Annotated in this window: 23 protein-coding genes; 4 read left to right on the top strand and 19 right to left on the bottom strand. The window is 42.8% G+C overall.

Going from position 1 to position 24,555, the window contains the following annotated elements; genetic code table 11:
- Positions 1-2: 2 nt before the first annotated feature.
- From QR40_RS07195 to QR40_RS07165, 7 genes are all read right to left on the bottom strand, one after another.
- Positions 3-962: an aldo/keto reductase gene (locus QR40_RS07195; protein WP_044294127.1), complete on the bottom strand. Its 960-nt coding sequence runs from the start codon at positions 960-962 to the stop codon at positions 3-5.
- 224 nt (positions 963-1,186) lie between these two features.
- Positions 1,187-2,557 (bottom strand): UDP-N-acetylmuramoyl-tripeptide--D-alanyl-D-alanine ligase, encoded by a 1,371-nt coding sequence (locus tag QR40_RS07190; protein WP_044294413.1) that lies wholly within the window; start codon positions 2,555-2,557, stop codon positions 1,187-1,189.
- A 73-nt stretch (positions 2,558-2,630) separates the two neighbouring features.
- Positions 2,631-3,659 carry a D-alanine--D-alanine ligase family protein gene (locus QR40_RS07185; protein ID WP_044294125.1) on the bottom strand — a complete coding sequence of 343 codons (1,029 nt, stop codon included), beginning with the start codon at positions 3,657-3,659 and terminating at the stop codon, positions 2,631-2,633.
- Between the two features lie 165 nt (positions 3,660-3,824).
- Positions 3,825-5,438, bottom strand: a complete 1,614-nt coding sequence (locus tag QR40_RS07180) for a L,D-transpeptidase family protein (RefSeq protein ID WP_052377723.1) — start codon at positions 5,436-5,438, stop codon at positions 3,825-3,827.
- A 323-nt stretch (positions 5,439-5,761) separates the two neighbouring features.
- Positions 5,762-7,048, bottom strand: coding sequence for an aspartate aminotransferase type Ic (locus QR40_RS07175; RefSeq protein WP_027293068.1), 1,287 nt, complete (start codon positions 7,046-7,048; stop codon positions 5,762-5,764).
- Between the two features lie 105 nt (positions 7,049-7,153).
- Complete coding sequence (locus tag QR40_RS07170; RefSeq protein WP_027293067.1) at positions 7,154-7,528, bottom strand: metallopeptidase family protein; 375 nt, start codon at positions 7,526-7,528, stop codon at positions 7,154-7,156.
- 39 nt (positions 7,529-7,567) lie between these two features.
- Positions 7,568-8,947, bottom strand: coding sequence for an aldehyde dehydrogenase (locus QR40_RS07165; protein ID WP_334291768.1), 1,380 nt, complete (start codon positions 8,945-8,947; stop codon positions 7,568-7,570).
- A 241-nt stretch (positions 8,948-9,188) separates the two neighbouring features.
- Between QR40_RS07165 and QR40_RS07160 the strand changes: the two genes are divergently transcribed.
- Both QR40_RS07160 and QR40_RS07155 read left to right on the top strand, forming a co-directional pair.
- Positions 9,189-9,362 carry a hypothetical protein gene (locus tag QR40_RS07160; protein WP_027293065.1) on the top strand — a complete coding sequence of 58 codons (174 nt, stop codon included), beginning with the start codon at positions 9,189-9,191 and terminating at the stop codon, positions 9,360-9,362.
- 16 nt (positions 9,363-9,378) lie between these two features.
- Entirely contained in the window at positions 9,379-10,767 is a 1,389-nt protein-coding gene (locus QR40_RS07155) for an MATE family efflux transporter (RefSeq protein ID WP_027293064.1), read from the top strand.
- 137 nt (positions 10,768-10,904) lie between these two features.
- On the opposite strand, the gene epsC is transcribed toward QR40_RS07155, so the two are convergent.
- The 8 genes from epsC to QR40_RS07115 all read right to left on the bottom strand — a co-directional run bounded on the left by epsC (position 10,905) and on the right by QR40_RS07115 (position 19,869).
- Complete coding sequence (epsC, locus tag QR40_RS07150; RefSeq protein WP_044294122.1) at positions 10,905-11,864, bottom strand: serine O-acetyltransferase EpsC; 960 nt, start codon at positions 11,862-11,864, stop codon at positions 10,905-10,907.
- Positions 11,865-11,979: 115 nt separating this feature from the next.
- Positions 11,980-14,448 carry an ABC transporter permease gene (locus QR40_RS07145; RefSeq protein ID WP_044294120.1) on the bottom strand — a complete coding sequence of 823 codons (2,469 nt, stop codon included), beginning with the start codon at positions 14,446-14,448 and terminating at the stop codon, positions 11,980-11,982.
- The gene (locus tag QR40_RS07140; RefSeq protein WP_200889735.1) at positions 14,445-15,119 is read right to left on the bottom strand and encodes an ABC transporter ATP-binding protein; all 675 of its coding nucleotides are present in this window, start codon (positions 15,117-15,119) and stop codon (positions 14,445-14,447) included. The genes QR40_RS07145 and QR40_RS07140 overlap by 4 nt, the downstream gene beginning before the upstream one ends.
- A 106-nt stretch (positions 15,120-15,225) precedes the next feature.
- Positions 15,226-16,308, bottom strand: coding sequence for a sensor histidine kinase (locus tag QR40_RS07135; protein WP_160295779.1), 1,083 nt, complete (start codon positions 16,306-16,308; stop codon positions 15,226-15,228).
- A gap of 44 nt (positions 16,309-16,352) precedes the next feature.
- Positions 16,353-17,030 (bottom strand): response regulator transcription factor, encoded by a 678-nt coding sequence (locus tag QR40_RS07130; protein WP_027293060.1) that lies wholly within the window; start codon positions 17,028-17,030, stop codon positions 16,353-16,355.
- 73 nt (positions 17,031-17,103) lie between these two features.
- A complete protein-coding gene (locus QR40_RS07125; RefSeq protein ID WP_027293059.1) occupies positions 17,104-18,435 on the bottom strand; it encodes an MATE family efflux transporter in 1,332 nt (443 codons plus the stop codon).
- A 195-nt stretch (positions 18,436-18,630) separates the two neighbouring features.
- Positions 18,631-19,089 carry a superoxide dismutase family protein gene (locus QR40_RS07120; protein WP_044289808.1) on the bottom strand — a complete coding sequence of 153 codons (459 nt, stop codon included), beginning with the start codon at positions 19,087-19,089 and terminating at the stop codon, positions 18,631-18,633.
- A 246-nt stretch (positions 19,090-19,335) separates the two neighbouring features.
- Positions 19,336-19,869: a cysteine hydrolase family protein gene (locus QR40_RS07115; protein ID WP_027293057.1), complete on the bottom strand. Its 534-nt coding sequence runs from the start codon at positions 19,867-19,869 to the stop codon at positions 19,336-19,338.
- Between the two features lie 238 nt (positions 19,870-20,107).
- Here QR40_RS07115 and QR40_RS07110 point away from each other — a divergent pair, with 238 nt between their 5' ends.
- The gene (locus QR40_RS07110; protein ID WP_044294118.1) at positions 20,108-20,968 is read left to right on the top strand and encodes a PHP-associated domain-containing protein; all 861 of its coding nucleotides are present in this window, start codon (positions 20,108-20,110) and stop codon (positions 20,966-20,968) included.
- 42 nt (positions 20,969-21,010) lie between these two features.
- On the opposite strand, the gene rbr is transcribed toward QR40_RS07110, so the two are convergent.
- From rbr to QR40_RS07090, 4 genes are all read right to left on the bottom strand, one after another.
- On the bottom strand, positions 21,011-21,610 hold the full coding sequence (gene rbr, locus QR40_RS07105; protein WP_027293056.1) for a rubrerythrin: 600 nt from the start codon (positions 21,608-21,610) through the stop codon (positions 21,011-21,013).
- A 116-nt stretch (positions 21,611-21,726) separates the two neighbouring features.
- Positions 21,727-22,455 carry a hypothetical protein gene (locus QR40_RS07100; protein ID WP_027293055.1) on the bottom strand — a complete coding sequence of 243 codons (729 nt, stop codon included), beginning with the start codon at positions 22,453-22,455 and terminating at the stop codon, positions 21,727-21,729.
- Positions 22,442-23,287, bottom strand: a complete 846-nt coding sequence (locus QR40_RS07095; protein ID WP_052430733.1) for an ATP-binding cassette domain-containing protein — start codon at positions 23,285-23,287, stop codon at positions 22,442-22,444. The genes QR40_RS07100 and QR40_RS07095 overlap by 14 nt, the downstream gene beginning before the upstream one ends.
- Before the next feature lie 87 nt (positions 23,288-23,374).
- Entirely contained in the window at positions 23,375-23,794 is a 420-nt protein-coding gene (locus tag QR40_RS07090; protein ID WP_044294116.1) for a YjdF family protein, read from the bottom strand.
- Between the two features lie 420 nt (positions 23,795-24,214).
- Between QR40_RS07090 and QR40_RS07085 the strand changes: the two genes are divergently transcribed.
- Complete coding sequence (locus QR40_RS07085; RefSeq protein ID WP_044294114.1) at positions 24,215-24,478, top strand: CD3324 family protein; 264 nt, start codon at positions 24,215-24,217, stop codon at positions 24,476-24,478.
- Positions 24,479-24,555: the final 77 nt, after the last annotated feature.

Raw genomic sequence — 24,555 nt, 5'->3', positions numbered from 1 at the left:
CCTTACAAAAAATCTGCCTTTTCAAACGCAATATCCAACATCCCAACAGCCTCTTCAATCTGGGCTATGTTCTTTGGCCCATAGAGCGGCACACAAAAAGTGTCCTGCTGTGTAAAAAAGCCCAATACAACCTGGGAAACAGTAGCGCTGTATTTTCCGGTAAGTAATTTTACCCGCTCTGCCATCTCCACATTTTCTTTTACAAAATAAGGACTGTCCTTTACTGCTTCTGCACCCTGGGTTATATACTTGTGGAAGAATCCCCCGCAGACACCCATATAAGGCATCAGTACATTATTGGCATTCTCCTTGTGATAAGACAACATTTCCTCATCCACTTTCACCATCGTATCATCCGGCAATGGTTTCATAAAACAAGATCCCAGATTATAAAGTGCCTGATTTGCAGCAAATCCCCGATATCCCATCTTTTTACAATATGCATCCGCCTCTTGCATACGTTTGGCGGACCAGTTAGAACAGCCATAATAACGGATTTTCCCCTCTCTCACAAACTGTTCCATTACCTCTGTCAATTCTTCCACCGACTGATTTGTATCATCCCGGTGATAAAAATAAAGATCTATGTAATCTGTCTGCAAAGCTCTTAATGAAGCTTCCAGATCATGGCGCATTTCCCCTTTGCCCATACGGCTTAGATGTAAGTCAGGCTTTTCCACCGTCATATCCGGATGACCGCCTTTGGTCACAATTACCGTCTCATGTCTCTTCTTACTTCTGTGAATCCATTCTCCGATCACTCTTTCACTTCTTCCCGTCTCCGGCTTAACCCAGTCAGAATACACTCTTGCCGTATCGATCATATTTCCGCCCAGATATAAAAACGTATCAAAAAGCCTGTCTGCTTCCTGTCCGTCAAAGTTCAACCCGGCTGTAGCTGTACCCAGCCCCAGGGGCAGCACACTCAGGTCTGTATCGGGTATCATGATATTCTTTTTCATAGAATCCTCCTGCTATACTTTGGTTTTCTTTTTATTATAGTTGGTAAAATCTGTTTACACAACCAGAAATCATATCTTACCGGTATCATTATTTATCGAAATATAAAAGCAGAAAGCCTTCTGTCCGGCCAGGCGCTTCCTGTTACGGAAACTGCCTGTCTGCGGGTTACAGAAGTCTTTCTGCTTTCCATCCCAGTTTAACGATGTAAATTTTCAAACATACTCTACAGCTCGCACAGCTTTTCTACTACATTTTCAAAATGCATTCCATGAGAAGCCTTAACCAGTACCGTATCACCCTTTTTAATCAATCCCGGCAGGACTTCTGTCAGGCAATCCAGGTTTTCTGCATAGACCACCTCCTGGCAGCCGCCCGCTTCCTTAGCAGCCTGCGCCATATTCTTACTCATTTCTCCCACACAGATCAGGAGATCAATTTTATGTTCTGCCGCATATGCGCCCACGTCTGCGTGGAGGAGTGCAGCATCTTCCCCAAGCTCAAACATATCGCCCAGGATTGCAGCTTTCCTCTGTTGTGCATCTTTTAATACGTCTAAAGATGCTTTCATGGAGGATGGACTGGCATTATAACAGTCATCCACGATAGTGATGGTATCTGTCTCAATAATATGGAATCTGCCGCCAAGAGATTCTAACTTCTCAATCCCTGTTTTAATTTCCTCCATGCTAAGCCCCAGGGTTCTTCCCACCGCTGTGGCTGCCAGTGCATTTAACACCATATGGTATCCGGGAATTGGCACAACTGCCTGAAAGCTTTCCCCTCCGGCGTGGATCTCACACTGGATACCCTTAAGACCTCGTGGAATAATGTGATCTGCATAGACTTCCCTGCCGCTTTCAACACCAAAGAATATTGGGGTAATCCCCTTTATTTCATTGATCGTGGCAAGTTTATCATCATCTCCGTTTAAGATAATCTTTCCATCTTCGGCAATATAATCAAAAATCTCAGACTTTGCTTTCAGTATCCCATCTCTGCTTTTTAAAAATTCCAGATGGCACAGTCCAATGTTTGTCAGTACACAGATATCCGGCTTTGCCACTTTACTCAGTCTGTGCATTTCTCCAAAGTCACTGATTCCCATTTCCAGAACTGCAATCTCATGTTCCTCTCTTAACCGGAATACGGTCAGAGGCAGACCCAGCTCATTATTAAAATTACCAAGAGTCTTCAGGACCTTATATTTTTCAGCCAATACAGAAGCTATTATTTCCTTTGTGCTGGTCTTGCCAACACTTCCGGTAATACCAACCACTTTCACAGGCAGCTGCTGTCTGTAATACTCCGCAATATCTTTTACCGCCTGCAGAGTCGAATCTACCAGAATGTAAGGACCTGGCTGATTCTCCGGTTTTACTTCCACCAATGCACCAAGGGCTCCTTTTTCAAATACCTGGGGAAGGAATCGATGTCCGTCTGCCCGTTCCCCCTTTACCGCAACAAACAGACAGCCGTCTTCTGCTTTACGGCTGTCTGTTGTAATGCTGGTAACCTCAGTTTCACTCTTGTCTTTATCTCCGTAATATATGCCCTGACATGCTTTTGCAATCTGACTTAAAGACATATTTTTCATCTCATTTACCAACCTTCCCATGCATCTATGCCGGCTTACCATACTGCGTAAAGAAGCAGCTGCAATCCGGTTTCTATTTCTTTAATGATACTTCAATCAGCTTTTCACACAGATCCGCAAATGACATCCCGAGAGCACCGGCTTCCTGTGGAAGAAGACTGGTAGGCGTCATTCCCGGCAGGGTGTTTGCTTCCAGACAGTACATGTTATTGCTCTCATCCATCAGGAAATCAACCCTGGCATAATTTTCAAGCCGCAATACATGATATGCCATCACCGCATAATCCTGCATTTTTTTCGTAAGATCTCCAGCAAGTTCCGCCGGACAGGTTTCAATGGTACTGCCTGCCTCATATTTATTTTTGTAATCATAGAAGCCCTGTATCGGGGCAATCTCGATGATGGGATACGCTTCACCATCCACAACACCTATAGAGAATTCCCTGCCCTTTACATAGGTCTCAATGATAATTTCATCTTCATAGTGAAAAGCATTCTTTACCGCCTGCTCATATTCTTCCCGGGTATTTGCAATATAAACGCCTACACTGGAACCGCCGCAGCAGGTCTTAACCACACAGGGAAGGCAAATTCCAATTGTTTCCGGTTGTTTCATTCCCTCTGCCTTTTTCAGCATCACACTTTTGGGTGTGGGGACTCCGTTTTCCAGGAACAATTGTTTTGAAATTCCCTTGTCCATAGCCAGTGCACTGCCCAGATATCCGCTGCCGGTATAAGTAATTCCCAGCAGGTCAAATGCTGCCTGAACTTTCCCATTTTCTCCATTTTCTCCATGAAGCGCCAGAAAGACTACATCCGCTGCTTTACAGAGCTCCAGAACCATCGGCCCGAAAAATTCCTTCTGAGTTTTAACAGCCTCTTCCAGTTTACTGTCAAAACTTCTCATATATGCTGCAGCCGCATTTACATCATATGCTTCCGTAAACGCACAGTCTGCCTGCAGCCCTGTATTTCCAAAAAACACATCCAGTAAAATAGCACGGTGTCCTTTTTCTCTCAAAGCTTCACACACTTTTGTACCTGATACGATAGAGATTTCTCTCTCCGTACTGATTCCACCTGCCAGTACTACAATATTCATATGCTTCCTCCTGATACTCAATTCTTTTCATTCAACCCGCCGACTTCATCCCGGCATAATTCTAATATGATTCTTCTTACTATGTTCTATTTTCAGAACCATCTCATTTTGGACATCTTTACAGTGCTGCTCTGTCCCCTTATTCTGAGACTTTTTCTTCCTTTTCTACTCTTCGCCATCCGGACTGTCTGGATTTTCCGGAGAAGGAATATCCGTCTGAGGTGTATTCTCACTTTGGGGTGCAGTCGTTTCACTTTCCGGTGTGTTCGTTTCGCTTCCAGGTTTGTTTGTCTCGCCGTCCGGTTTATTTGTTTCACTCTGGGACGTATTACTTTCACTCTGTGGTGTATTCGTCTCCGGAGCAACCGGCGTAACCGGAGTATTAGGCGGTGCCGCTGTTGAACCCTGATAGCAGATAATCGGTGTACCTACTTCTATATTGTCATAGATGACAGATACAATATTAATCGGCGTATTAATGCACCCGTGGGATCCGTGGGTCTTATACCAGTCCCCGCCAAACACAGGCTGCCAGTTGGCATCGTGAATTCCCACGCCGTTGTAATATGGCATCCAGTAACTTACCGGAGTCCTGTAGTCCTCTCCCACAAGTGTTGCATCCCGTTCTTTATCCTGAAGCGTAAAAACTCCAATCGGAGAATCATAGTTTTTGGAAGTGTTACCCGTAACCACATCTGTATCTATTACGAGGTTTCCGTTCTTATAATACCACATATGCTGGAAATTGTAATCAATTTCTACATAGGTATCCCCGATATCATTTTCTCCCCTTGCGAAGGCAGTCTGTGCATAAACAGGCTCACGGGAAACCGATTTCCCTTCCTTTAATATATTCATCAATTCCTTTTTTTCTCCATCCCGGTCGATCTGCCATCCGTAGGTAACATTCTGAATGGTGACATGCTCCCCGCGGGATGTTTTAAAAGGCTGGGAACGTCCATAGGTATCATAATCATCTGCCAGACGATCCACATAATCACTGACTTCGCTTTCATTGAAGGTAATATTATTATTCACATCCAGGCTCATCCACTGGTTGATCGTATCGCTGCTGATAACCTCCTGATCACTTCCAAACTCATATGTAACTGTCATATTTGAATACTTATTCAGTACTTCAACTTTCTTTGTCAGACTCTCGTCCGTTGCATAAACTGCAGGTTTCAGATAACAGTCATTCTCAACCAGATCCAGTTTGGCATCACCCTCGTCCACAGCTTTTACCAGCAGTTCAAATACCTTTTCTTTATCCAGTTCATTTCCCGCTACCTCGTTTTCAACGCGGTAACCTGTACCGGCCTGTACAATCTTTGCATCTTCCGGTTTTACTATTTTTGTCTCATCAAAAAATTCCAGTTTTTCCATACTGCTGCGAAGTGCTTCCTTATCATAAGTCGTTTTGGCAACCATGCTGTAACTCTCCGGATTAAAATAAGCATACAGCCACACCAGAGGATTCTGGCTGTCTTTGAGGGCCTGCACCTGACCGTTTGCAACATAGGCAAAGTTCATACGTGCGCCGCTGATGCTTCCTTCTTTCCCATCCATCCCCACTATGGTGATACTGTAATCCTGCACTTTATTCGCTATCATATTTTCTGCTTCTTCCACTGTCTTGGAGGAGCAGTCAATTCCATTAATAATTGATCCCGGGAAAAAGTGTTTCATAAAATATACACTTACCCCCATATAAATTGCAATCATGACAAGCACATAAATAATCGCGCCTATTAATAACATCTTTCGTGATTTTCTCATATTAATTTTCCTTTGCATGTTCATTTTTGTGGCATACACAATTTATCCGTACCTGTTCAGTATCTTCACAGGTATGAGCAAAAATCCATTTTAAATTCGCATATGGCGATGGAATTTTTGCCTGCTGTCCCCATATTTTCTCAAGATCAGCGCAGTAAATGCGCAGACCTGCTGAATAGCTACATTTATTCTACCACGTCTCTGCCATTTGTAAATAAACTTCAGGAAATATTAATATAGAGAACGGGAATTTTTAAAATTTCTGCCGCTGCTGCAAAGAAAAGGCCGCAGCCCGTAATACAGGGGCTGCAGCCGGATAATTCTTATTTACTTTCCAATATTTTGTCAATACTTACCAGTTTTACACTGAGCACGAAAATGTCGGTTGCCACTGCCAGCTCTTCCGGAGTAGGATAAGAAGGTGCAATACGGATATTGCTGTCCTGAGGATCTTTTCCATATGGGAAGGTTGCGCCTGCTCCTGTCATAACAAGTCCGGCATCTTTTGCTTTAGCAACGATTGCCTTAGCACATCCCGGAAGTGCATCAAAGGAAATGAAGTATCCGCCTCTTGGACGAATCCAGGTTCCGATCTCTAAACCACCCAATTCCGATTCCAGTCCGTTAATTACTGCTTCAAATTTCGGACGCATAATGTCTGCATGTTTTTTCATGTGTTCAACCATACCGTGAATATCTTTAAAGTAACGCACATGTCTTAACTGGTTTAATTTATCATGTCCGATTGTCTGAATTGTCATCTGCCTTCTGATCGCTTCTAAGTTTGCAGGAGATGCTGCAATTGCTGCCACACCGGAACCCGGAAAACTTACTTTTGAAGTGGAACAGAATTTATAAACCATATCCGGATTCCCTGCTTTTTTACATTCCATCAGGATTTCAATCAGGTTATCCTGTTTGTCATCATATAAATGGTGGATGCCGTATGCATTATCCCAGAAAATCCGAAAATCTTTTGCTGCCGGCTGTAAACGTGCAAATCTTCTTACTGTTTCATCTGAATAGGTAATGCCCTGTGGATTAGAGTACTTTGGCACACACCAGATACCCTTGATCGCTTCATCTTCGCTTACCAGCTTTTCTACCATATCCATATCCGGTCCATCCATCGTCATGGGAACGTTGATCATTTCAATCCCGAAATATTCGGTAATTAAGAAATGTCTGTCATATCCCGGTACCGGACATAAGAATTTTACTTTATCTAATTTACACCATGGAGTACTTCCCATAACCCCGTGAGTCATGGAACGGGCAATAGTATCAAACATAATGTTCAGGCTGGAGTTTCCGTGGATAATAATCTGGTTTGCCGGTACTTCTGTCATATCAGCCAGTAATTCCTGTGCTTCCGGAATTCCGTCCAATACGCCATAGTTTCTGCAATCAACTCCCGCTCTGCATTTCAAGTCAGAACTGCTGTTTAAAACATCCATCATCCCCATAGCCAGGTCTAACTGTGCTGCGGAAGGTTTTCCACGGGACATATCTAATTGTAAGCCTTTTTCCTTAATTTCCTGGAAGCGTGCTTCCAACTCTGCTTTTTCCTGTAACAGTTCCTCTTTGCTCATTTCCATATACGTTGCCATAATAGTCCTCCTCGTTTCGGCTTTGTCTTTTTCTGAGATACATTTGTGCGTCCTACAAACATATTCTATCGCTATCTGCTATTTTATTACTACCGTCCACATTCGTCAAGTCTTTTTTTCACTTTTATACCGGGCAATTTGGACGGCATCTTCGATTTCCAGATCTCGTTCTCCTGCCAATGACTCCAAATGGTGTCTGAATTCGTGCAAAATAGTCTTACGGAGTTTCTCTTTCAGCCTTTCTTTCGGCAATGTGCCATAAATCCGCTGAAAAGACCCATAGTATATCACAACGTACCTTCCCAGAAAAGGATTCCTGCAATACTGACCCATGATGCTCAATTCTCTGCCAACGCTCTCCGGGTGGCGCTTCTCTTCTTCCTTTAAGATAACACCTCCGCTTAATTCCCGGAAAAATTCTTCCGGAAGTGTGGCTACTATTTCAGACATCATCTCTTCAAATTCCTCGATGGTTACCATGCAGCTCCTCCTTTGCCAGGCATTATTCAAACAGTTCCTTTATTTTAAGATCATTTTTAATATCTTAAAATGGATCCCTTTATATGGAGGGTACCGAAACGGCAGATCAAGCCATCCCGCTTTTTTTAAAATACTCTTCTTGTGAGAAAAGGTCTCAAAACTATCCTTCCCGTGATATCCTCCCATTCCGCTGTCGCCAACACCTCCAAAAGGCATATGGGAACTTGCCAGATGCATTACCGTATCGTTGATACATCCTCCTCCAAAAGAAGTATGCTGCAGAAAATAATTTTCGCGCTTTCTGCTGCAGGTGAAATAATAAGCCGCCAGGGGTTTTGGCCGCCTGGATACCATCCGTATCGCTTCCTGAAGTGTCCGAAAAGTCAGTACCGGCATCACCGGACCAAAAATTTCCTCCTGCATTACCGGTGACTGCCACGTTATTTCATCCAGGATAGTAGGGGCAATCTGCAGTTTATCCGGATTCCCGGTTCCTCCTGCTATTACTTTTTCCCCTTCTATCAGACCCATTATTCGTCTGTAGTGTTTTTCATTTACGATCCTGGTATAAATCTCCACCCCATCTACCGGCTTTTGATAAAGCTTTTCAATATATCCTTTCATATAGGCTAGAAGCGGCTCCTTTACCTCTTCCTGGACCAGAAGGTAATCCGGAGCTACACATGTCTGTCCGGAGTTCAGATATTTCCCCCAGACAATCCGTTTTGCAGCAAGTTTTAAATCAGCCGTTTCATCCACAATACAAGGACTTTTTCCGCCAAGTTCCAGACTTACGGGGGTAAGGTTTTTGGATGCTGCCTCCATAACCATTTTCCCCACCTGCACACTGCCCGTAAAGAAAATATAATCAAAGCGCTGGTTCAAAAGCGACTGATTCTCCGCTCTGCCGCCCTCTATCACCGCTACATATTTTTCCGGATAAATCTCACCCAGCATTTTCTTCAATAGTCCGGAAACCTCTGGTGAATAATTAGACGGCTTTAAAACAACACAGTTTCCAGCAGCAATAGCTCCTGCCAGGGGATCCAAAGATAACAATACCGGATAATTCCATGGCGACATCACCAGGGTTACACCATAGGGTTCCTGGTAAATGCGGCTGGCTGACGGGAAATTCGCCAGCGATGTCTTTACACGCTTCGGTTTCGCCCATGACTCTACATGGGATTGTATATACTTCACTTCATCCAGGACAAGCCCGATCTCTGTTCCATATGCCTCAAATTCCGGCTTATTCAAATCAGCCTTTAATGCCAGGTAAAGTTCTTTTTCATATTTCTTTATTATTTTCCTAAGTTTACCAAGCTGTTCGATCCGAAATGAGATATCCAGCGTATGCCCTTCCCGAAAAAAAGTTCTTTGTTCTCTTATGATGGATTCTATTGAATTCATAGACATTTTCCCCCTTTCAAATAATAATACAGACCACTTGCTTCATTAAGTAGTATTATAACGAAGATTCTTAACAAACGCAAATAAAACTATTGTTTATTATACCCAACTTCGCTATACTATAATATTGAGAGTTAAAGTGTGAAAGAAAACTGCTTTCACATTATCAATTAATGCAGTATCGCATCTGAGCCTGCGATATGCAGAGGTATAATTTGACAAATGAAAGATTGGGAGGTGATCACACATGGAAACATTTGAGTATGTTGTGGAAGCTATTGACGGAGATTATGCGCATTTAAAGAGAACGGATCAGGAATGCGGCGAGTTAAAACTGACAGCCCGTGCACTTCTGCCGCCGGAAATTATGGAAGGCACCCATCTTCGTCAGGAATTCTTTGAATACACAATTATAGATTAGATAAGAGGTAACGTTAATGAATAACAGTAATGAATTTCTTGGTACAAAAAAAGTCAGCCATCTGATGCTCCAGCTGGCGCTGCCTGCAATTACAGCCCAATTGGTTAACATGCTCTATAATATTGTAGACCGGATCTACATCGGGCATATGCCGGATGTAGGCCCCCTGGCGCTGACCGGTGTCGGGCTTTGTTTCCCCATAATTATCCTGATTACGGCTTTCAGCAGTCTGATCGGAATGGGCGGAGCTCCCCAGATCTCTATGAAGATGGGGGAAAATGACATGGATGGGGCGGAAAAGACCCTTGGCAACTGTTTTGTGATGCTTATTGGCCTGGCCGTTGTATTAACTGCTTTTTTCTTAATCTTTGGTGAACCTTTGCTTTTCCTTTTTGGTGCCAGTGAAAATACAATATCCTACTCACTGGATTATATGAATATATACGTCCTGGGAACCATATTTGTTATGACTGCACTTGGGTTAAATTCTTTTATCACTGCACAGGGATTTGCAAAAATCAGTATGATGACCACTATTATCGGTGCCATCATTAATATTGTACTGGATCCGATATTTATCTTCGGCTTTGGCATGGGTGTGAAAGGTGCCGCACTTGCAACAATTTTATCCCAGTGTGTATCCGCAATCTGGGTACTTCGTTTTCTCACCGGGAAGAAAACTATTCTTCGTATTAAAAAAGCGGATTTTAAAATTAACAAAAAGATCATTATTCCGGTGCTGGCACTGGGAGCTTCTCCCTTTATTATGAGCAGCACGGAAAGCCTGCTGAATATATGCTTTAACTCTTCCCTTCAACGTTTTGGAGGCGACCTGGCTGTGGGCGCCATGACCATTCTGGGAAGTATCATGCAGTTTGTCCTGCTTCCTTTACAGGGGTTGTCACAGGGAGCCCAGCCAATCATCAGTTATAATTACGGAGCCCGCAAACTGGATCGTGTAAAACACGCTTTTAGACTTTTGTTAATTGCTTCGATCCTATATACATCGGTATTCTGGCTGATTATTATGTTCTTCCCGCACCTGATGCCGTCCTTATTCGCAAGCAGTCAGGAACTGCTGGATATCTCAGCCTGGGCAGCGAGGATCTATGCCGGCGGTGTATTTATGATGGGGGTTCAGATTGCCTGCCAGCAAACCTTTATCGCACTGGGACAGGCCAAAATTTCCCTGTTTTTGGCGCTGCTGCGTAAAATAATTCTGCTGATACCGTTTATTTACATACTGCCGCTGTTTATATCAGACAAAGTTTTTGCTGTATTTCTGGCAGAACCCATTGCCGATATCCTGGCCGCACTTACAACCCTAACGCTGTTTATCCTTAAATTCAAAAAAATTCTCAGGGATCACGCAAAACAAAACCCGGATTCCTGCAATATTGCTTAAATGCGAATTTGAATTGTGCATAGCCAGGTATGCCTGCCATCTGGCGCTCTGCTGCTGAAAAAGAGTGGACTGCAGGATAGAAACGTCCTGCAGCCCACTCTTTCTAAAAAATTGCTCCTTCCGAAGCGTCCTCTTATTTAATCCTGCTCAACCCGGTTAAAGAAGCCTTCCTGGCCAATCTCAGCAGTCCGTACCGTAGAACGGTCTTTAAACTGCAGTTCCGGATTCTTGATACTTACCCTTGTATGCGCCGGAACGGAGGAAGTTAAAAAGGCATTACTACCAATTACAGCACCGGTTCCAATTACCGTCTCCCCACCTAATATTGATGCGCCGGAATATACGGTAACATTGTCTTCCAGGGTAGGGTGACGCTTTTTATTTCTAAGACTCTGACCGCCTCTGGTCGATAACGCTCCCAGGGTAACTCCCTGATAGATCTTTACATTATCCCCGATGATTGTTGTCTCCCCAATTACGACACCTGTTCCATGATCGATGAAAAAATTCTTTCCGATGGTAGCGCCGGGATGAATGTCGATTCCGGTGAGGTTATGGGCATATTCTGTCATCATACGGGGAATCAGCGGTACTCCCAGAACATGCAGTTCGTGTGCAATCCGGTTGATGGTAACCGCATATACTCCAGGATAAGAGAAGATGATTTCATCCGTATTATATGCCGCCGGATCCCCATCATAAGCCGCCTGGACATCCGTCGCAAGAATATCCCGCAGTTCCGGAAGTTTTTGGAGAAACTGCAGTACAATTTCCTCTGCTCTTGCTTCCGCCACTTCTTCCGGTAATTCACCGGTAATCTGCTCATGCTGCAATGCTTTGGCTACCTGCTTTTTCAGTTTGTACTGAATATTTTCCAGCAGTTCACCCACATGATATTCAATGGAACTTCCTTTTAAATTCTTCAATTCAAAATACCCCGGGAATAAAACAAAGCGGATCATTTCCAATATTTCAATAGTCATATTTCTATTCAAACGGTTCGTACAATCAATATTACAAATAACCGGATGCTTCTGATAACTGACCAGTAACGAATCCACTAAATTTTTCATTTCCTCCGGTGTTGCTTTATACATAGTGTTCCTCCTTAAAGCTGCCTGCTTATTTTTGCTTTCGTAATATAATATTGATTATATATCATAAAGTCACTGATTTACAAGCAAAAGTATGGGTTTGTTGATAAAACCTCCACTATTCAGAAAATCGGATTCTTTCAATCATACTTTGTTTTCTGAAATTTTTCATGATTAAATAAGTCAGCAGCAGCTGAATAATAAGTACCACGGCAATCAGAGCAGCCGTCTGCATAGCAGGATAATGGTAACTGATAATCCCAAACATGCGGTCCTTTTTCGCATTCAGGAAGGTCAGATATCCCAGCAGGTTTCCAATCCCCAGAGAAAGTACCAGTGTCCCGGCAGTGTAAAAGATTCCTTCCAACTGAAGCATCCTTACCATCTGCTTTTCCGAGAGTCCGATAGCCTGCATGACCCCCAGTTCTCTTCTCCTTACATAGATACTGTTTATCATGGTGTTCACCAGATTCATGATGCCTACGCCGCCTAAAACAACCATGAAAACATAACACAGCTGAGAAAGAAGCGCCGTTGTCTTTTTATTCGTACTTACTTCCTCTTCATAGGTCTCCAGTTTAAGAAATTCCTGTCCGTCTGTAATTTCCCGCAGCTGCTTTTCCACATTCTTAAGTTCTTTTTTGTCTGCAGCTATGGACCAGTGGTAATCCATATTGTATCCCCCCAGCTCATCTGCGACTGATTTCGGGAGCAGAAAGTTGCACAACTGATTTAAACTATAGGGCATATCAGCAACCGCCGCAACTTCAAATGACTTCTCAATACTGTTGTCTCCATTTCCCACAATTATGCGGATTGTATCACCTAACTTCCAATCGGGTGCCCAGTGCTGCATATTTTCATCCATAATAATTTTGTCACCCTGGAGCAAATCCTCATAGGTGCAGTTTCCCTCCACGATACTCTTTTCCATTTCGTCTGCATATTCTTCCGGTATACCAATAATACGCGTATTCCAAAGCTCTTCCCCGTCTTTCAGATCCTTTAGCCGGACTTCTGCTTCACTGGATTTTGTGATCTTTTTCACTCCCGGGATGCCGGCGATTTTCTTTTCCATTTCCCCATTTAACGGATTATTCTGGCAGATTGCAGTCCATTCCCGTTCCGGATGCATTTTATCACCTCTGGAACTGTCAATAGATACCTCGAAATCATCAAACATGGCAGCTCTTGCAATCTCTACCGGATCCGCACAGGATAAAACTGTGGAAAGCACCATATATAAAATACCCGTCAGACTCAGCGTGATGATTGTCATTACTGTTCGTTTCTTATTCCGTGAGAGGTTTGCTCCGGTTAAATGTACAAGCCGCATCTCCGAATGGCCTTTTCTTCCTTTTTTCCGGGTCTTCATGCTGCCGTCATACCGCATGGCCTCTACCGGAGATATCTTAGCGGCAATCTGCATGGGACGAACCATGGAAACTGCAGCGGTAAGCAGCGTTACAGCCAATGCCATAATATAAATCCATGCTTTAAATATAGGAACATCATGCTGATCGATCAGCTGCCTGACTGCAATTCCTATGGTATCATCCGGTGAGTAAACCGTCATCAAATACCTGAATCCTACAAACGATAATATACTCCCAATGATCAGTCCGATGGGGATTGCCGCAGCTGCCACCAGCATTCCTTCCCGAAATACAATCTGACGGATCTGACGTTTGGTGGCACCCAGCGCTTTAATCTTACCAAATTCCTGTACTTTATAAATCATGGAAATGTAATAGATGCTGTATATGGTCATGATGCCTGCAAAAATCACCACCAGAAGAATAGCCGCAACTCCTGCGTAAAACGCAGGGTCCACATAATTAGCCAACAGATATTCCGAGTTATCCGCTATATCTGCTTCCACAATTCCCACGTCTGCCGCCAAATCCCGGTAGACATTTTTAATTTGATCTTTTGTCATGGATTCCGCTCCTGAGACCCGGAACAGAACCCTGTATTTCCGTTCCTTCACAGGCTGTACCCGCTCCATAAAGTCTTTGGAAACCAGCGCTGAATAAACTTTCAGTTCCTTTTGCTCTTTCGACGTAGGCAGCAGTCCGGTAATCAGAAAATCTTCTCTCTTCTCATAACCGATACCGCCTGTCTCTATGGGCTGATATGGCAGTTCAATGGTATCACCTACACCTGCTTCTATGCCCATTACATCTAAAAGTCCGGAAGAAACTGCTATTTCATTTCCGCCCTTTGGAAAACTTCCTTTTTCCAATTCCATTTTACCAAGTCTCAAAGCCTCGTCATCCATATAACACAGCATTCCGGATCCTTCCGGTATAGAAATCTGTGCCGGGTCCTGCCGCAGACCCATGGTCTCAATCTCAGCCCGGTGGGAAATCTCCTCTGCTGTTTGGAAATCTACATTTCGGTACATCCCGTGAAAGGTAGGAAAAACTTTATTGATAGCAGCCATTTGAACATCTATGGTTCCAAAACCCACTGTAGGAATGACAAATATAAGTATGGTAGTAAGAACAATTGCTATACCGGCTAATATATTTTTTCCCTTATTTTGTTTCAGGTTGGACAGCGCTGTTTTATTTACTGTGTTCATTGGCTCACCACCTTACCGTCCTCGATGACCAGAATCCGGTCTGCCATCTGGGCAATGGTCTCATCATGGGTAATCATCACCAATGTCTGCCCATATTCATTTACACAAGCCTTCAGCAGGGAAATCACTTCCAGCTCCGTTTTGGAATCCAGATTTCCTGTCGGCTCATCCGCCAGTATAATCGCCGGTTTTGCCGCCAGGGCACGGGCTATCGCTACTCTTTGCTGCTGTCCGCCGGACAGTGTGTTGGGAAGAGACTTCAATTTATCTGAGATTCCAATCCGCTCCGCCAAATCCATTACAAAGTTTCTGTCCACCCTTTTCTTATCCAGCCCCATTGGAAGGACAATATTTTCCCATACGTTAAGCGACGGAATCAGGTTATAGTTCTGGAATATAAATCCGATTTTTCTTCTTCTGAAAACAGCCAGCTGCTCATCTTTTAAATCAAAAACACTTTTCCCCTCAATCAGAATTTTTCCGCTGTCCGGTCGATCCAACGCTCCCAGCATGTGAAGCAGCGTACTCTTTCCGGATCCCGAACGCCCCACTATTGCAGTAAATTCACCTCTCTGGATATTCATGGAGGTATGGTCGATAGCTTTTACCAGACTCTCCCCGCTGCCATAATATTTACACAAATCCCTTATTTCCAGTAACATCGTGCTCATTAGAACTCTCCTTTTCTTCTCTGTTATTCTTCCTTCATCTTACACGCTTATTCTTACAACAGCATTGCGGATAAGATAACAGATTTGTAAGAAAACTCCTGCCCGTTTAATGAACTCTGCCATACTTCTTTGGAAACGTAATCTGAAAAATACAGCCCTTCATTCCTTTTTTTACACGAATACTACCTCCCTGTTCCTCTAGTATCTTTCTAGTCAGATACAGGCCAACCCCTGTTCCTTCTGTTTTCTGAACCGCAGATGATCTCCCACGGTAAAAACGTTTGAATATCCGATGCATCTCTTCTTTTGGAATTCCAACTCCCTGATCTTCTATTTCGATCAAAAAATAACTTACCATGGGCATCACCCGTATTTCAATGGAGGTTCCCTTCCCTGAATATTTTACAGCATTATCCAGCACATTCAGTAAAGCTTCCTGGGTCCATCCGGGATCCTGCAGAACTTCTTCATCATCAAATTCATTGACCGAAATAGAAATATTCTTATCGAAAGCCTTCATAAAAACTCCGTTAACTGCGCCAAGAAGGGTTTTTTTCAGACTTTCCTGCTTTTTCTCAATCCGTATCATGTTTGCTTCCAGTCTGGACAGCTGTATTAATGATTTCGTCAGATTCTCAAGCTTTACCACTTCATGAAATCCCTGTTGTAAAAATGACTGCTGTTCCTCTTTTGTAAAGCTTCCGGTATCTGCAATCTCATAACACATTTTCAATGAAGCCAGCGGCGTTTTTAACTGGTGTGAAATATCGGTAACCAGAGCTTTTGTCTCCACTTCCTCCCGTTTCATTTTTTCTCTTAATACCTGGTTCTCTTCACTAAGCTGCTGCAGCTTGTCGTCCATTTCAAATAATTTTATTTCTGCCTGCTGAAATTTTCTCCTCTGGTATAAGACCAGAATCCCAATCAAAAACGTCATAAAAATAAAAGCAGAAATTATTACCGGCAAAAAAGAGGAAAGCGCTGGGGAAAATGACCGATAACCAGATTCATAGCCGTATTTTTCCGCCGCTTCCTGTCCTGCTATGGCAGCCTGACCACTGTCTGCCTCTGTTTTCCCCTTGAAAATGCTGACATACTCTCCTTGCGTTCTTGGCTCCATAAGAATGCATTGTCCAAGCAGCTTCAATTCTTCCCTGTGTACCGTATCAACCCATCCTATACAAGCCATTACACACCCTGTTATTACAAGAAAGAGCAGTCCTGCAAAAAGGGCTACTCTTTTATTACTTCCTTTGTCCATATATAACCCATGCCTCTTACATTCTGTATTGCATCATTTTCCAGCCTTCTTCTCAGACGGCTGATGTTAACCGGTACTGTATTGTCATCCACAAACTGCCCGTCAATATCCCAGATGGCTTCCGCAATCTGTTCTCTGGAAAAGATCTGCCTGGGATTTTCCAAAAAGAAAATCAGTAACTGCATTTCTTTTTTGCTCAGAAGCAGCAGCTCCTGTCCCTTCCATGCCTTCATCTCCCTTAAGGACACGCGGATATCTGAGCACAGAAGATAGGAGATCTGCTTTACTTCTACCCGCTTCATCAGCGCATGAACCTTAGACACTAATACCATGAGGCTGAAGGGCTTCGTAATATAGTCATCCGCCCCTACATCATAGCCGTTTACAATATCAATTTCCTGGTCCAGCGCCGTTAGAAATATGAGATAGACACTGCTCTTTTCCCTTATTTTATGACAGAAATCAATCCCATTTCCCTCATTCAAGGTTATATCACTGATAATAAGCTGAATTTTATTCTGTTCAAACAGCTCTTCCGCCTGTGACGCTCCGAATGCGGACAGAACACGATATCCTTCCTTTTCCAGCCGCATGGTAATCCCCCGGTTCAGATTTTCATCGTCCTCCAGAAGCAAAATGGTTTTTCTCACCTGATATTCTCCTTATGCCTTATGATAATCTGATTATAGAGCACCCCCAAGGGTATTGTCAACGTCTCCCAGACTACAGCCGTGCTTTTTTCCAAACACCCCGTGCGTAAAATATGACAGCCATAACGGTGGCAATGGACCATCCCACCGGCCAGGAAAGCCATATGCCTGTTGTACCCAGGAACTTTGAAAATATAAATGCCAGGATAACCCGCAGTACCAGATCTGAAAAGGTATCGATCATAAAATAAATCATAGCACCGGATCCGCGAAGGACACCGTCAATAATCAGCTTAAGCGCCACTACAAAGTAAAAGGGTGCCACAATCCGCAGAAAATCCGTACCAATTCCCAATGCCACTTTACTGCTTTCATTCATAAATAATCCCAGCATGGTGTCGTTGAAGAAAAAGAATGCTGCAAAAAACGGTACCGTTACTATTTCAACCATAACCAGCCCAGCCTTAAATCCGTCTTTCACACGTTCTGCTTTTCCTGCCCCCATATTTTGTGCCGTGAAGCTGGACAATCCGTTAGAAAGGGTTGTGACGGAGGTAATACAGAAGGTGTTTAGCTTGATTGCCGCTGAATAGCCGGCAATAGTCGCAGAACCAAAACTGTTTACCAGGCCCTGCACAAACATGTTTCCTACCGACACAAAACTCTGCTGTAAAATACTGGGAATCGCTACATATGCAATCTTCCCCAGCATTCTCCCTGAAAAAAGCGGCGGACGGTCTGCTGTCTTAATCTCTCGTATTCTTTTCTGCAAAGTTAAAATGGAAAGGACACAGGATATCCCCTGTGCAATGAAGGTAGCCCAGGCCACACCTGCCACACCCATTTTGAAATTAATCACAAAAACCAGGTCCAATATGATATTTCCAATAGAAGAACCGATCAGAAAATACAGAGGTGTCTTAGAATCCCCTAACGCATTGAAAATGCCCGTGCAGATATTGTATAAAAATAAAAATGCCAGACCGCCTATGTAAATGTTCAGATAAAGCGCCGCATCATGGAATATATTATCCGGCGTCTGGATCAAACGCATTAACGGATGGCAGAAAACCAGCCCCAGAACTGTCAGAACCACGCATAATACTGCGCTGGCTATAAAAGTTGTGGTAACCGCCGTCTTCATTTCCTTAAATTTTTTACCGCCGAACAGCTGGGAAATAATCACAGAACATCCTACATTGCTGCCCATTGCTATTGCCATAAATATCATGGTAATGGGATAAGATGCCCCTACTGCTGCCAAAGCGTCTTCCCCTGCAAATTTCCCGGCAATCATACTGTCAGCTATATTATAAATCTGCTGAAACATCACACTGATTAACATGGGTATGGAAAATGCCCAAAGTACATTTCTGGGCTTACCGCTTGTCAAATCTTTAATCAAATCTATCGCCTCCCTGTTTTCTTTACTCTTATGTATTATATTCCTTTTTATTTATATGTAAAGAAAAACAGCAAAAAAACAAAGGTGCCGGAAATTCCAATGCACCTTTGCTTCTGATTAATCGTTTATTTAGTTCTGCTTTTATTCGTTATCTTCTTTATCCTCCCGCTTCATCCATTTCGAAATTGCAGCTTATCAGTAAATAACACCGCAGGCTATCATTTCTCCTGCATTTCCTGACGGCTGCGTTTTAAAATCATCCGGATTTCTGTGAATGACTACGGTTTTTCCCATTACTTCACGTGCATAAAAGCGTTCTGTAAACACCATCATCCAGGCAAATCCGCCATTGCCAAAAAGCGGTGGAAGATCGCCGGCATGGTCAGGATGCTCACAATCCCGCGGGTTATAGTGACCATCAGTGTCTGCAAACGGATCCGTATTAGTTCCCGTACAGGAACCTCCACTATGGATATGGAATCCAAAAATTTGTTCCCCACATGCCCCCTTCTTCGTAGGCAGCCCGTAAATTTCAGCAATTACAACTGTTCCTCCATCCATCTGATAAAAATATACCTGCCCTTTGATGCCCGGATATTTGCTACTTCCATGAACAACGGCGCAGGCATCCGGCATCCTATTTATCTCTTGCATTATGATACTTGTACTGGACTGATACAATAATACACCTCCTGATATAGCAGCCCCGGTCTCCCCACCAGCTCAGAGCAAGTCTTGAAAATGTCTGTGTCCGGCTAGTTCTCCGGTATATAAACTACCATGCAAAATATATATATGCCTTAATTCCAGTAATTGTACCACTTTTCAAAAATCCCCTAACCATGTTGAAAAAATTAGCTTTGTACCGGCAGCCGGAATCCCGGAAGTATAGGGCGTAGATCAGATAATATCCACATGGCACATTTTCATTGCACCTAATGCCTGTTCATGGCTTTTCGGGGTTACACCGGCGCAGCATCCTGCATCTACAATAATATTTGCCTCCGGAAGAAACGTCTTGGCAAGCATTGCATTGGAGATAACACAGATATCCGTACACAAGCCTACAAATTCCATTTCTGTCACGTCTTTATATGCCCCATGGGCTAAATCCATTGCAAATCTGTCAGAACCAAATGACGATTTTTCATATTTTTTATATTGTGTAAAATCTACTGCTGATTTCACCTCATCGCAGATATCCCATCCTTTCGTACCTTTTATGCAATGAGCCACGGGGAGTTTTCTTCCCTCCTGCGTATCTGCATAATTATCATCATGGGTATCCATGGTAAATACCATCTCTCTGCCTGCTGCCTCATAGGCTTTCATTTTATCCACTACCTTTGCTACTATGTCCTGCGCCTCTTTGGTACCAAGAGCGCCGTCGATAAAATCATTCTGCATATCCACCACTACCAACATCCTGCTCATGTTCGAACCTCCTCTACCTTGCATTTTTGTATAATTTATCTTAACATCATATAAAAAAACTATCAACCTGATCATTTTGTGTAATTGCACTTTTCCACAAAAGTGATACACTATAGTTAGGAAAAATCAATAGCAACTTCTCATGTAAACTGTACATAATAACCTTAAGTACCAGAGCGTGTTTTAACCGGACGCATCATCTGTCTGTCTGGAAAATGAATAGAAAGGACGTAAGACTATGAAATTTGATCTGCACTGCCACACCAGCCATGGCTCTCTGGATGGTAAAGTCAGCATAGAAAACTATATTCAATTATTACAAAGACACGGATTTGACGGCATGTTAATCACTGACCACAACTCCTATAATGGCTACCGTGCCTACAAAAAACTCCATGAATCCACTCATAAATATGATGACTTCATCGTATTAAAAGGTGTGGAATACGATACCCTGGATGCCGGACACTTTCTGGTGATTATGCCGGATAGAATTAAACTCCCAATCCTGGAAATCCGTGGAATGCCGCTCTCTCTGCTAATGAGAATTGTACATGTGTTTGGCGGAATCCTGGGACCAGCCCACCCTTATGGTGCAAAATTCTTAAGTGCCATGCATTCTAAAAAGTTAAAAAGACACCCTGAACTTATCTACGATTTTGATTTTATAGAAACGGACAATACCTGTAACCCGCATCAGGGAAATATACTTGCACGGGATCTGGCAAAGAGATACCACAAACCAGCCATTGCGGGATCAGATGCTCATAAAATCAAATATATCGGCACAGCTTATACTGACATTGATTATACGATAAAGGGAAATAACGATTTTATTAATGCCGTGCGTTTAAAAAAGATAGCAGGCTGCCGTTGCAGGGACGAAGTGTACTCAGAACCTAAGGTCGTTACCAAAATACTTCCTGTCAGTCTGGCCTGGAAAGTTTATAACTATGGACTTGGGTTTCTGAAGGCATATTCCAGAAAGGTAAACCTGAAAAACTTAAAGGAACTTTGGGAAAAATTCAAGCATGAAGCTCTTCCCGAAAGCAAAGCTGATCTGTACCGGAACGGACATCCCCACCATGCTTCCAAATAAAACAAAGACCGCTGCATCCCTTTGCAGCGGTCCTTACTTTCCTCAGGCTTCCGTATATGGTGCCAGAGACAGTCTGATAAAATAACCTTTGTCATGTTTGCACACCGGGCACATGGGAGGAACACTTTCCCCTTCATATACATACCCGCAGTTCAGGCACATCCATCCGGTTTTTACATCGGAAACAAAAAGTTTGTTTTCTTCCAGTAACTTCGCAAATTTTCCAAAACGGTCTCCATGTATTTTTTCAATCCCTGCAATCCCGTCAAAAGAGGCTGCTACTTTCAGGAAGCCTTCTTCTCTTGCTTTTTCCGCAAATGCTTTATAGATCGGATCATGTTCCTCGTATTCATTATGCTGTGCTGCATATAACAGCTGAACCACATCATCATACAAGTCCACCGGGTAACCCCCATCGATTTCAATGGTTTCTCCTGCCAGTTCCTTTAAATGACCATAAAATATCTCCGCATGTTCTTTTTCCTGATTCGCCGTAAAAGTAAAAATTGCTTCTATGACCTGCAGGTTCTGCTTCTTTGCTTCCGATGCGGCAAATGTATACCGGTTACGCGCCTGACTCTCCCCAGCAAATGCACGCATAAGATTCTCTTTTGTTTCACTTGTTTTGAAATCCACTGCCATAATCACTACTCCAATCTTATCAATCATTCCATAACCTGTCTTTAGACCCAGGTTATGTTTTTAGTATGCTCTTACGGCAGAGTTTTATTCCAGTAACTGTAAATTTATCTGTTTGATTAAAATTTATTTTTCACCAGCAGCTTTACTTGTACTACCGTCAAAATAAAACAGTAAACACAAAAAACTGCCAGTGTCTGGATCACCATGGAGACAGAATAATAATCTTCATTGACAAATCTCTTCACAAATTCTGCTACTGGGGGGAATATCCACATAAAATACCGGGTAACCGGATACTCCTCCATAATGCCCATTTTCACAAGACCTATCAGCATATATAAAAAAGTAATCAGAGCTGCAACCTTTCTATTATGCATAATTCTGGTATGGAGGAAAGCACCCGTAATACCTCCCGTATATGCTGCAAAAATATGTAAGACCAGTGCAGTCAATATATCCGTTACCGTCATCGTTCTGTTAAAAAATGCAAAATGATTCACAGCATTTTGAAAAACCGGAAAGAGTACCGCAAAAAGACTGACCAAAATCCCTATACCTGCAAGGCAGCACAGATTGGTCAGATAATACCTGGTCTCACTTTGTACCTTCAAAATTAGTATCTGCTCCTGAACAGGGCTTTTCAATTCATTAAATGTCCATCCGATCCAGGTCATAATCCATATCACAAATACCATGGACATGGTATATCCTTCCAGTACACCCAAAGGTGAAAATGTATAAGCAAAACCCATATACATAGCCAGAACAAGCAGAGGCAGAATATACTTATTTGATTTTTTATAAGATTCAAATATATAGCGAAATAACACTCTATTCTTGTACATTCTGCATCTCCCTTAACTGAAATCCTGCGCTTAACATAAGCCGGATAATCTGATTACTGTTTTCAGCGGATGATCTGATTTTAATATGAAAACTGTTCATTTCCACCATATCAGCCGCATCTTTTACCTCTTTTGGCAGTGTTCCGGCACCAGACTCCTCTTCCCGTTCAAATATCAGGACATCATATTCCTGTAAAAAAGTGTCTTCTAATACCGCCTGTTTTAAGTGTCTGTCCTTTATTTCATAAACAAGATCTGCAAGCCGGTTAATTAATTTCTTCTCATGACAGGACATCACCACAGATCCTCCGTCATTTACATACTTCTGAATCATTGCCATAAATATGTTCTGCGATTCCACATCCTGCCCAGACAGCGGTTCATCCATCAGCAGGATATCGGCTTTCGTAAGTAGTGCCTGAATCACTGCTGTCTTCTGAAGCGTCCCTTTCGACAGATACTTCATGGGCTTATCCGCCATGGAATCCATAAAAAACTGCCGGAACAGAAAACTGCCTCTCTCCTTTGCTTCTTCCTTCGTCAGACCATCCAGCATCCCCATACTCACCACGTACTCTCTTGCCGTAAAGTCTGACTTTGGAAAACGCTCAGGAATATATGTAATTTTCCATTTCTTATGATGGATAATTTTCCCCTCTGACACCGTTGTCAAATGTGCAATCATTCTGAGTAATGTGCTTTTTCCACATCCGTTATGTCCTACTAAAGCGATCGTCTTCCCCTTTTCTATTGAAAAGTTAATATCCTCTAATATCTGGTCTTTTCCAAAGTGCTTTGAAACACCGACTACATCAATTAAATTTTCCGCCATTAAAATCCCCTCTCTCTTCTCCCCTGTTAACGGCACTGGAAATAAAAACTTAGGGGAAGCCTACACGCTCTGGAGCCTTTTTTCGGATTACCTGCCTTTATGCTTTTCTTTTTTCTTCTGTTGATGAATCAAAAACTGGCGCCTTTTTTCTTCTTCTCTTTGTTCCCGGCTCATGACGCTTCGTTCCTGCTTCCGCAACTCATGCTGCTGCTTCAATGCCTGCTGTGCCTTGGTTCCAATCCCCTTTTCCTCTACTGCTTTTTTCGCCTTTTTTTGGATACGTTTGAAGTTAATCCTGCGCTCTTCATGCTCATCTGACTCAACCGGAGGGCTGAATTTCAACCGCTTCCAATTTTCCAGATACCATTTGTTTACCTCGTAGTCCTTCGGCTCCGTACCAAATGTAACTTTGGCAGCTTCATATCCATGCTCTGTGGACCGTTCAAAAACACCAATCCAAAAGGGCGGATCGAAAATAATAGTGAGACTGGTCTTTACTTTGTTCATTTAAATTTCCTCCTTTAATTTAGCTGAACAAAGAACGGACAACCAAAGGAGGCAGGTTACTGACAGAATTCTTTATTCTGCGCCCGGACTACCAACCGGACTGTGTTTTTATCTTTGTACTTTAAATACTAGCATTTTTCAAAAATTTGTCAAGTTTGGCAACTATTTTTTTACTTCAAAAAGCCATCCGAAATTCTCCCCTTCCTTGTAATTCCCCCACATATCTCTTATAATGGTAAAAATAGGTTCCAGTAATTTTTATGGACCGTAACAGGTGGTGATAATTATGAATAAACGTAAGAAGAACGACGTTTCTCTCCATGCAGAGCCAGTACCCAAAAGCGGCGGCTGCATGGAGTAGATATGCCGCTTTTCTGGCTTTGCTTCTGAATTTCAGTTTAAATTAAAGGAGAAAGCCATATGAATTATGAAAATGCGAATACAATTCTTCCGGAACATCTGGTAGAAGAACTGCAAAAATATATCCAGGGAGAATATCTCTATATTCCGGTAAAAAAAGAACAGCGGAAACAATGGGGCGAACGATCCGGTTACCGGCAAGAAATTGCGCAGCGAAATCTGGACATCTTTAAAAAATATGCTGCCGGGTTATCACTTTGGGAACTGGCAGATGAGTATCATTTGTCGGTTTATACAATTCGAAAAATAATCTATAAGAAATAATTTATAGACACACTTGACATTTCTGTTCTATCGCGGTAGAATCTCAATATAGAATTCTATTAGAATAGAACATTTTA

Source organism: Robinsoniella peoriensis, from assembly GCF_000797495.1.
Lineage (GTDB): Bacteria > Bacillota > Clostridia > Lachnospirales > Lachnospiraceae > Robinsoniella > Robinsoniella peoriensis.
The sequence above is the reverse complement of the archived record's forward strand: the minus strand, read 5'-3'. Positions and strand labels throughout refer to the sequence as shown.

Excerpts from the sequence above, each read along its gene's own strand:
- QR40_RS07195 (WP_044294127.1), bottom strand. The coding sequence starts at position 962 with ATGAAAAAGAATATCATGATACCCGATACAGACCTGAGTGTGCTGCCC.
- QR40_RS07190 (WP_044294413.1), bottom strand. The coding sequence starts at position 2,557 with ATGAAAAATATGTCTTTAAGTCAGATTGCAAAAGCATGTCAGGGCATA.
- QR40_RS07185 (WP_044294125.1), bottom strand. The coding sequence starts at position 3,659 with ATGAATATTGTAGTACTGGCAGGTGGAATCAGTACGGAGAGAGAAATC.
- QR40_RS07180 (WP_052377723.1), bottom strand. The coding sequence starts at position 5,438 with ATGAGAAAATCACGAAAGATGTTATTAATAGGCGCGATTATTTATGTG.
- QR40_RS07175 (WP_027293068.1), bottom strand. The coding sequence starts at position 7,048 with ATGGCAACGTATATGGAAATGAGCAAAGAGGAACTGTTACAGGAAAAA.
- QR40_RS07170 (WP_027293067.1), bottom strand. The coding sequence starts at position 7,528 with ATGGTAACCATCGAGGAATTTGAAGAGATGATGTCTGAAATAGTAGCC.
- QR40_RS07165 (WP_334291768.1), bottom strand. The coding sequence starts at position 8,947 with ATGTCTATGAATTCAATAGAATCCATCATAAGAGAACAAAGAACTTTT.
- QR40_RS07160 (WP_027293065.1), top strand. The coding sequence starts at position 9,189 with ATGGAAACATTTGAGTATGTTGTGGAAGCTATTGACGGAGATTATGCG.
- QR40_RS07155 (WP_027293064.1), top strand. The coding sequence starts at position 9,379 with ATGAATAACAGTAATGAATTTCTTGGTACAAAAAAAGTCAGCCATCTG.
- epsC (WP_044294122.1), bottom strand. The coding sequence starts at position 11,864 with ATGTATAAAGCAACACCGGAGGAAATGAAAAATTTAGTGGATTCGTTA.
- QR40_RS07145 (WP_044294120.1), bottom strand. The coding sequence starts at position 14,448 with ATGAACACAGTAAATAAAACAGCGCTGTCCAACCTGAAACAAAATAAG.
- QR40_RS07140 (WP_200889735.1), bottom strand. The coding sequence starts at position 15,119 with ATGAGCACGATGTTACTGGAAATAAGGGATTTGTGTAAATATTATGGC.
- QR40_RS07135 (WP_160295779.1), bottom strand. The coding sequence starts at position 16,308 with ATGGCTTGTATAGGATGGGTTGATACGGTACACAGGGAAGAATTGAAG.
- QR40_RS07120 (WP_044289808.1), bottom strand. The coding sequence starts at position 19,089 with ATGCAAGAGATAAATAGGATGCCGGATGCCTGCGCCGTTGTTCATGGA.
- QR40_RS07115 (WP_027293057.1), bottom strand. The coding sequence starts at position 19,869 with ATGAGCAGGATGTTGGTAGTGGTGGATATGCAGAATGATTTTATCGAC.
- QR40_RS07110 (WP_044294118.1), top strand. The coding sequence starts at position 20,108 with ATGAAATTTGATCTGCACTGCCACACCAGCCATGGCTCTCTGGATGGT.
- rbr (WP_027293056.1), bottom strand. The coding sequence starts at position 21,610 with ATGGCAGTGGATTTCAAAACAAGTGAAACAAAAGAGAATCTTATGCGT.
- QR40_RS07100 (WP_027293055.1), bottom strand. The coding sequence starts at position 22,455 with ATGTACAAGAATAGAGTGTTATTTCGCTATATATTTGAATCTTATAAA.
- QR40_RS07095 (WP_052430733.1), bottom strand. The coding sequence starts at position 23,287 with ATGGCGGAAAATTTAATTGATGTAGTCGGTGTTTCAAAGCACTTTGGA.
- QR40_RS07090 (WP_044294116.1), bottom strand. The coding sequence starts at position 23,794 with ATGAACAAAGTAAAGACCAGTCTCACTATTATTTTCGATCCGCCCTTT.
- QR40_RS07085 (WP_044294114.1), top strand. The coding sequence starts at position 24,215 with ATGAATTATGAAAATGCGAATACAATTCTTCCGGAACATCTGGTAGAA.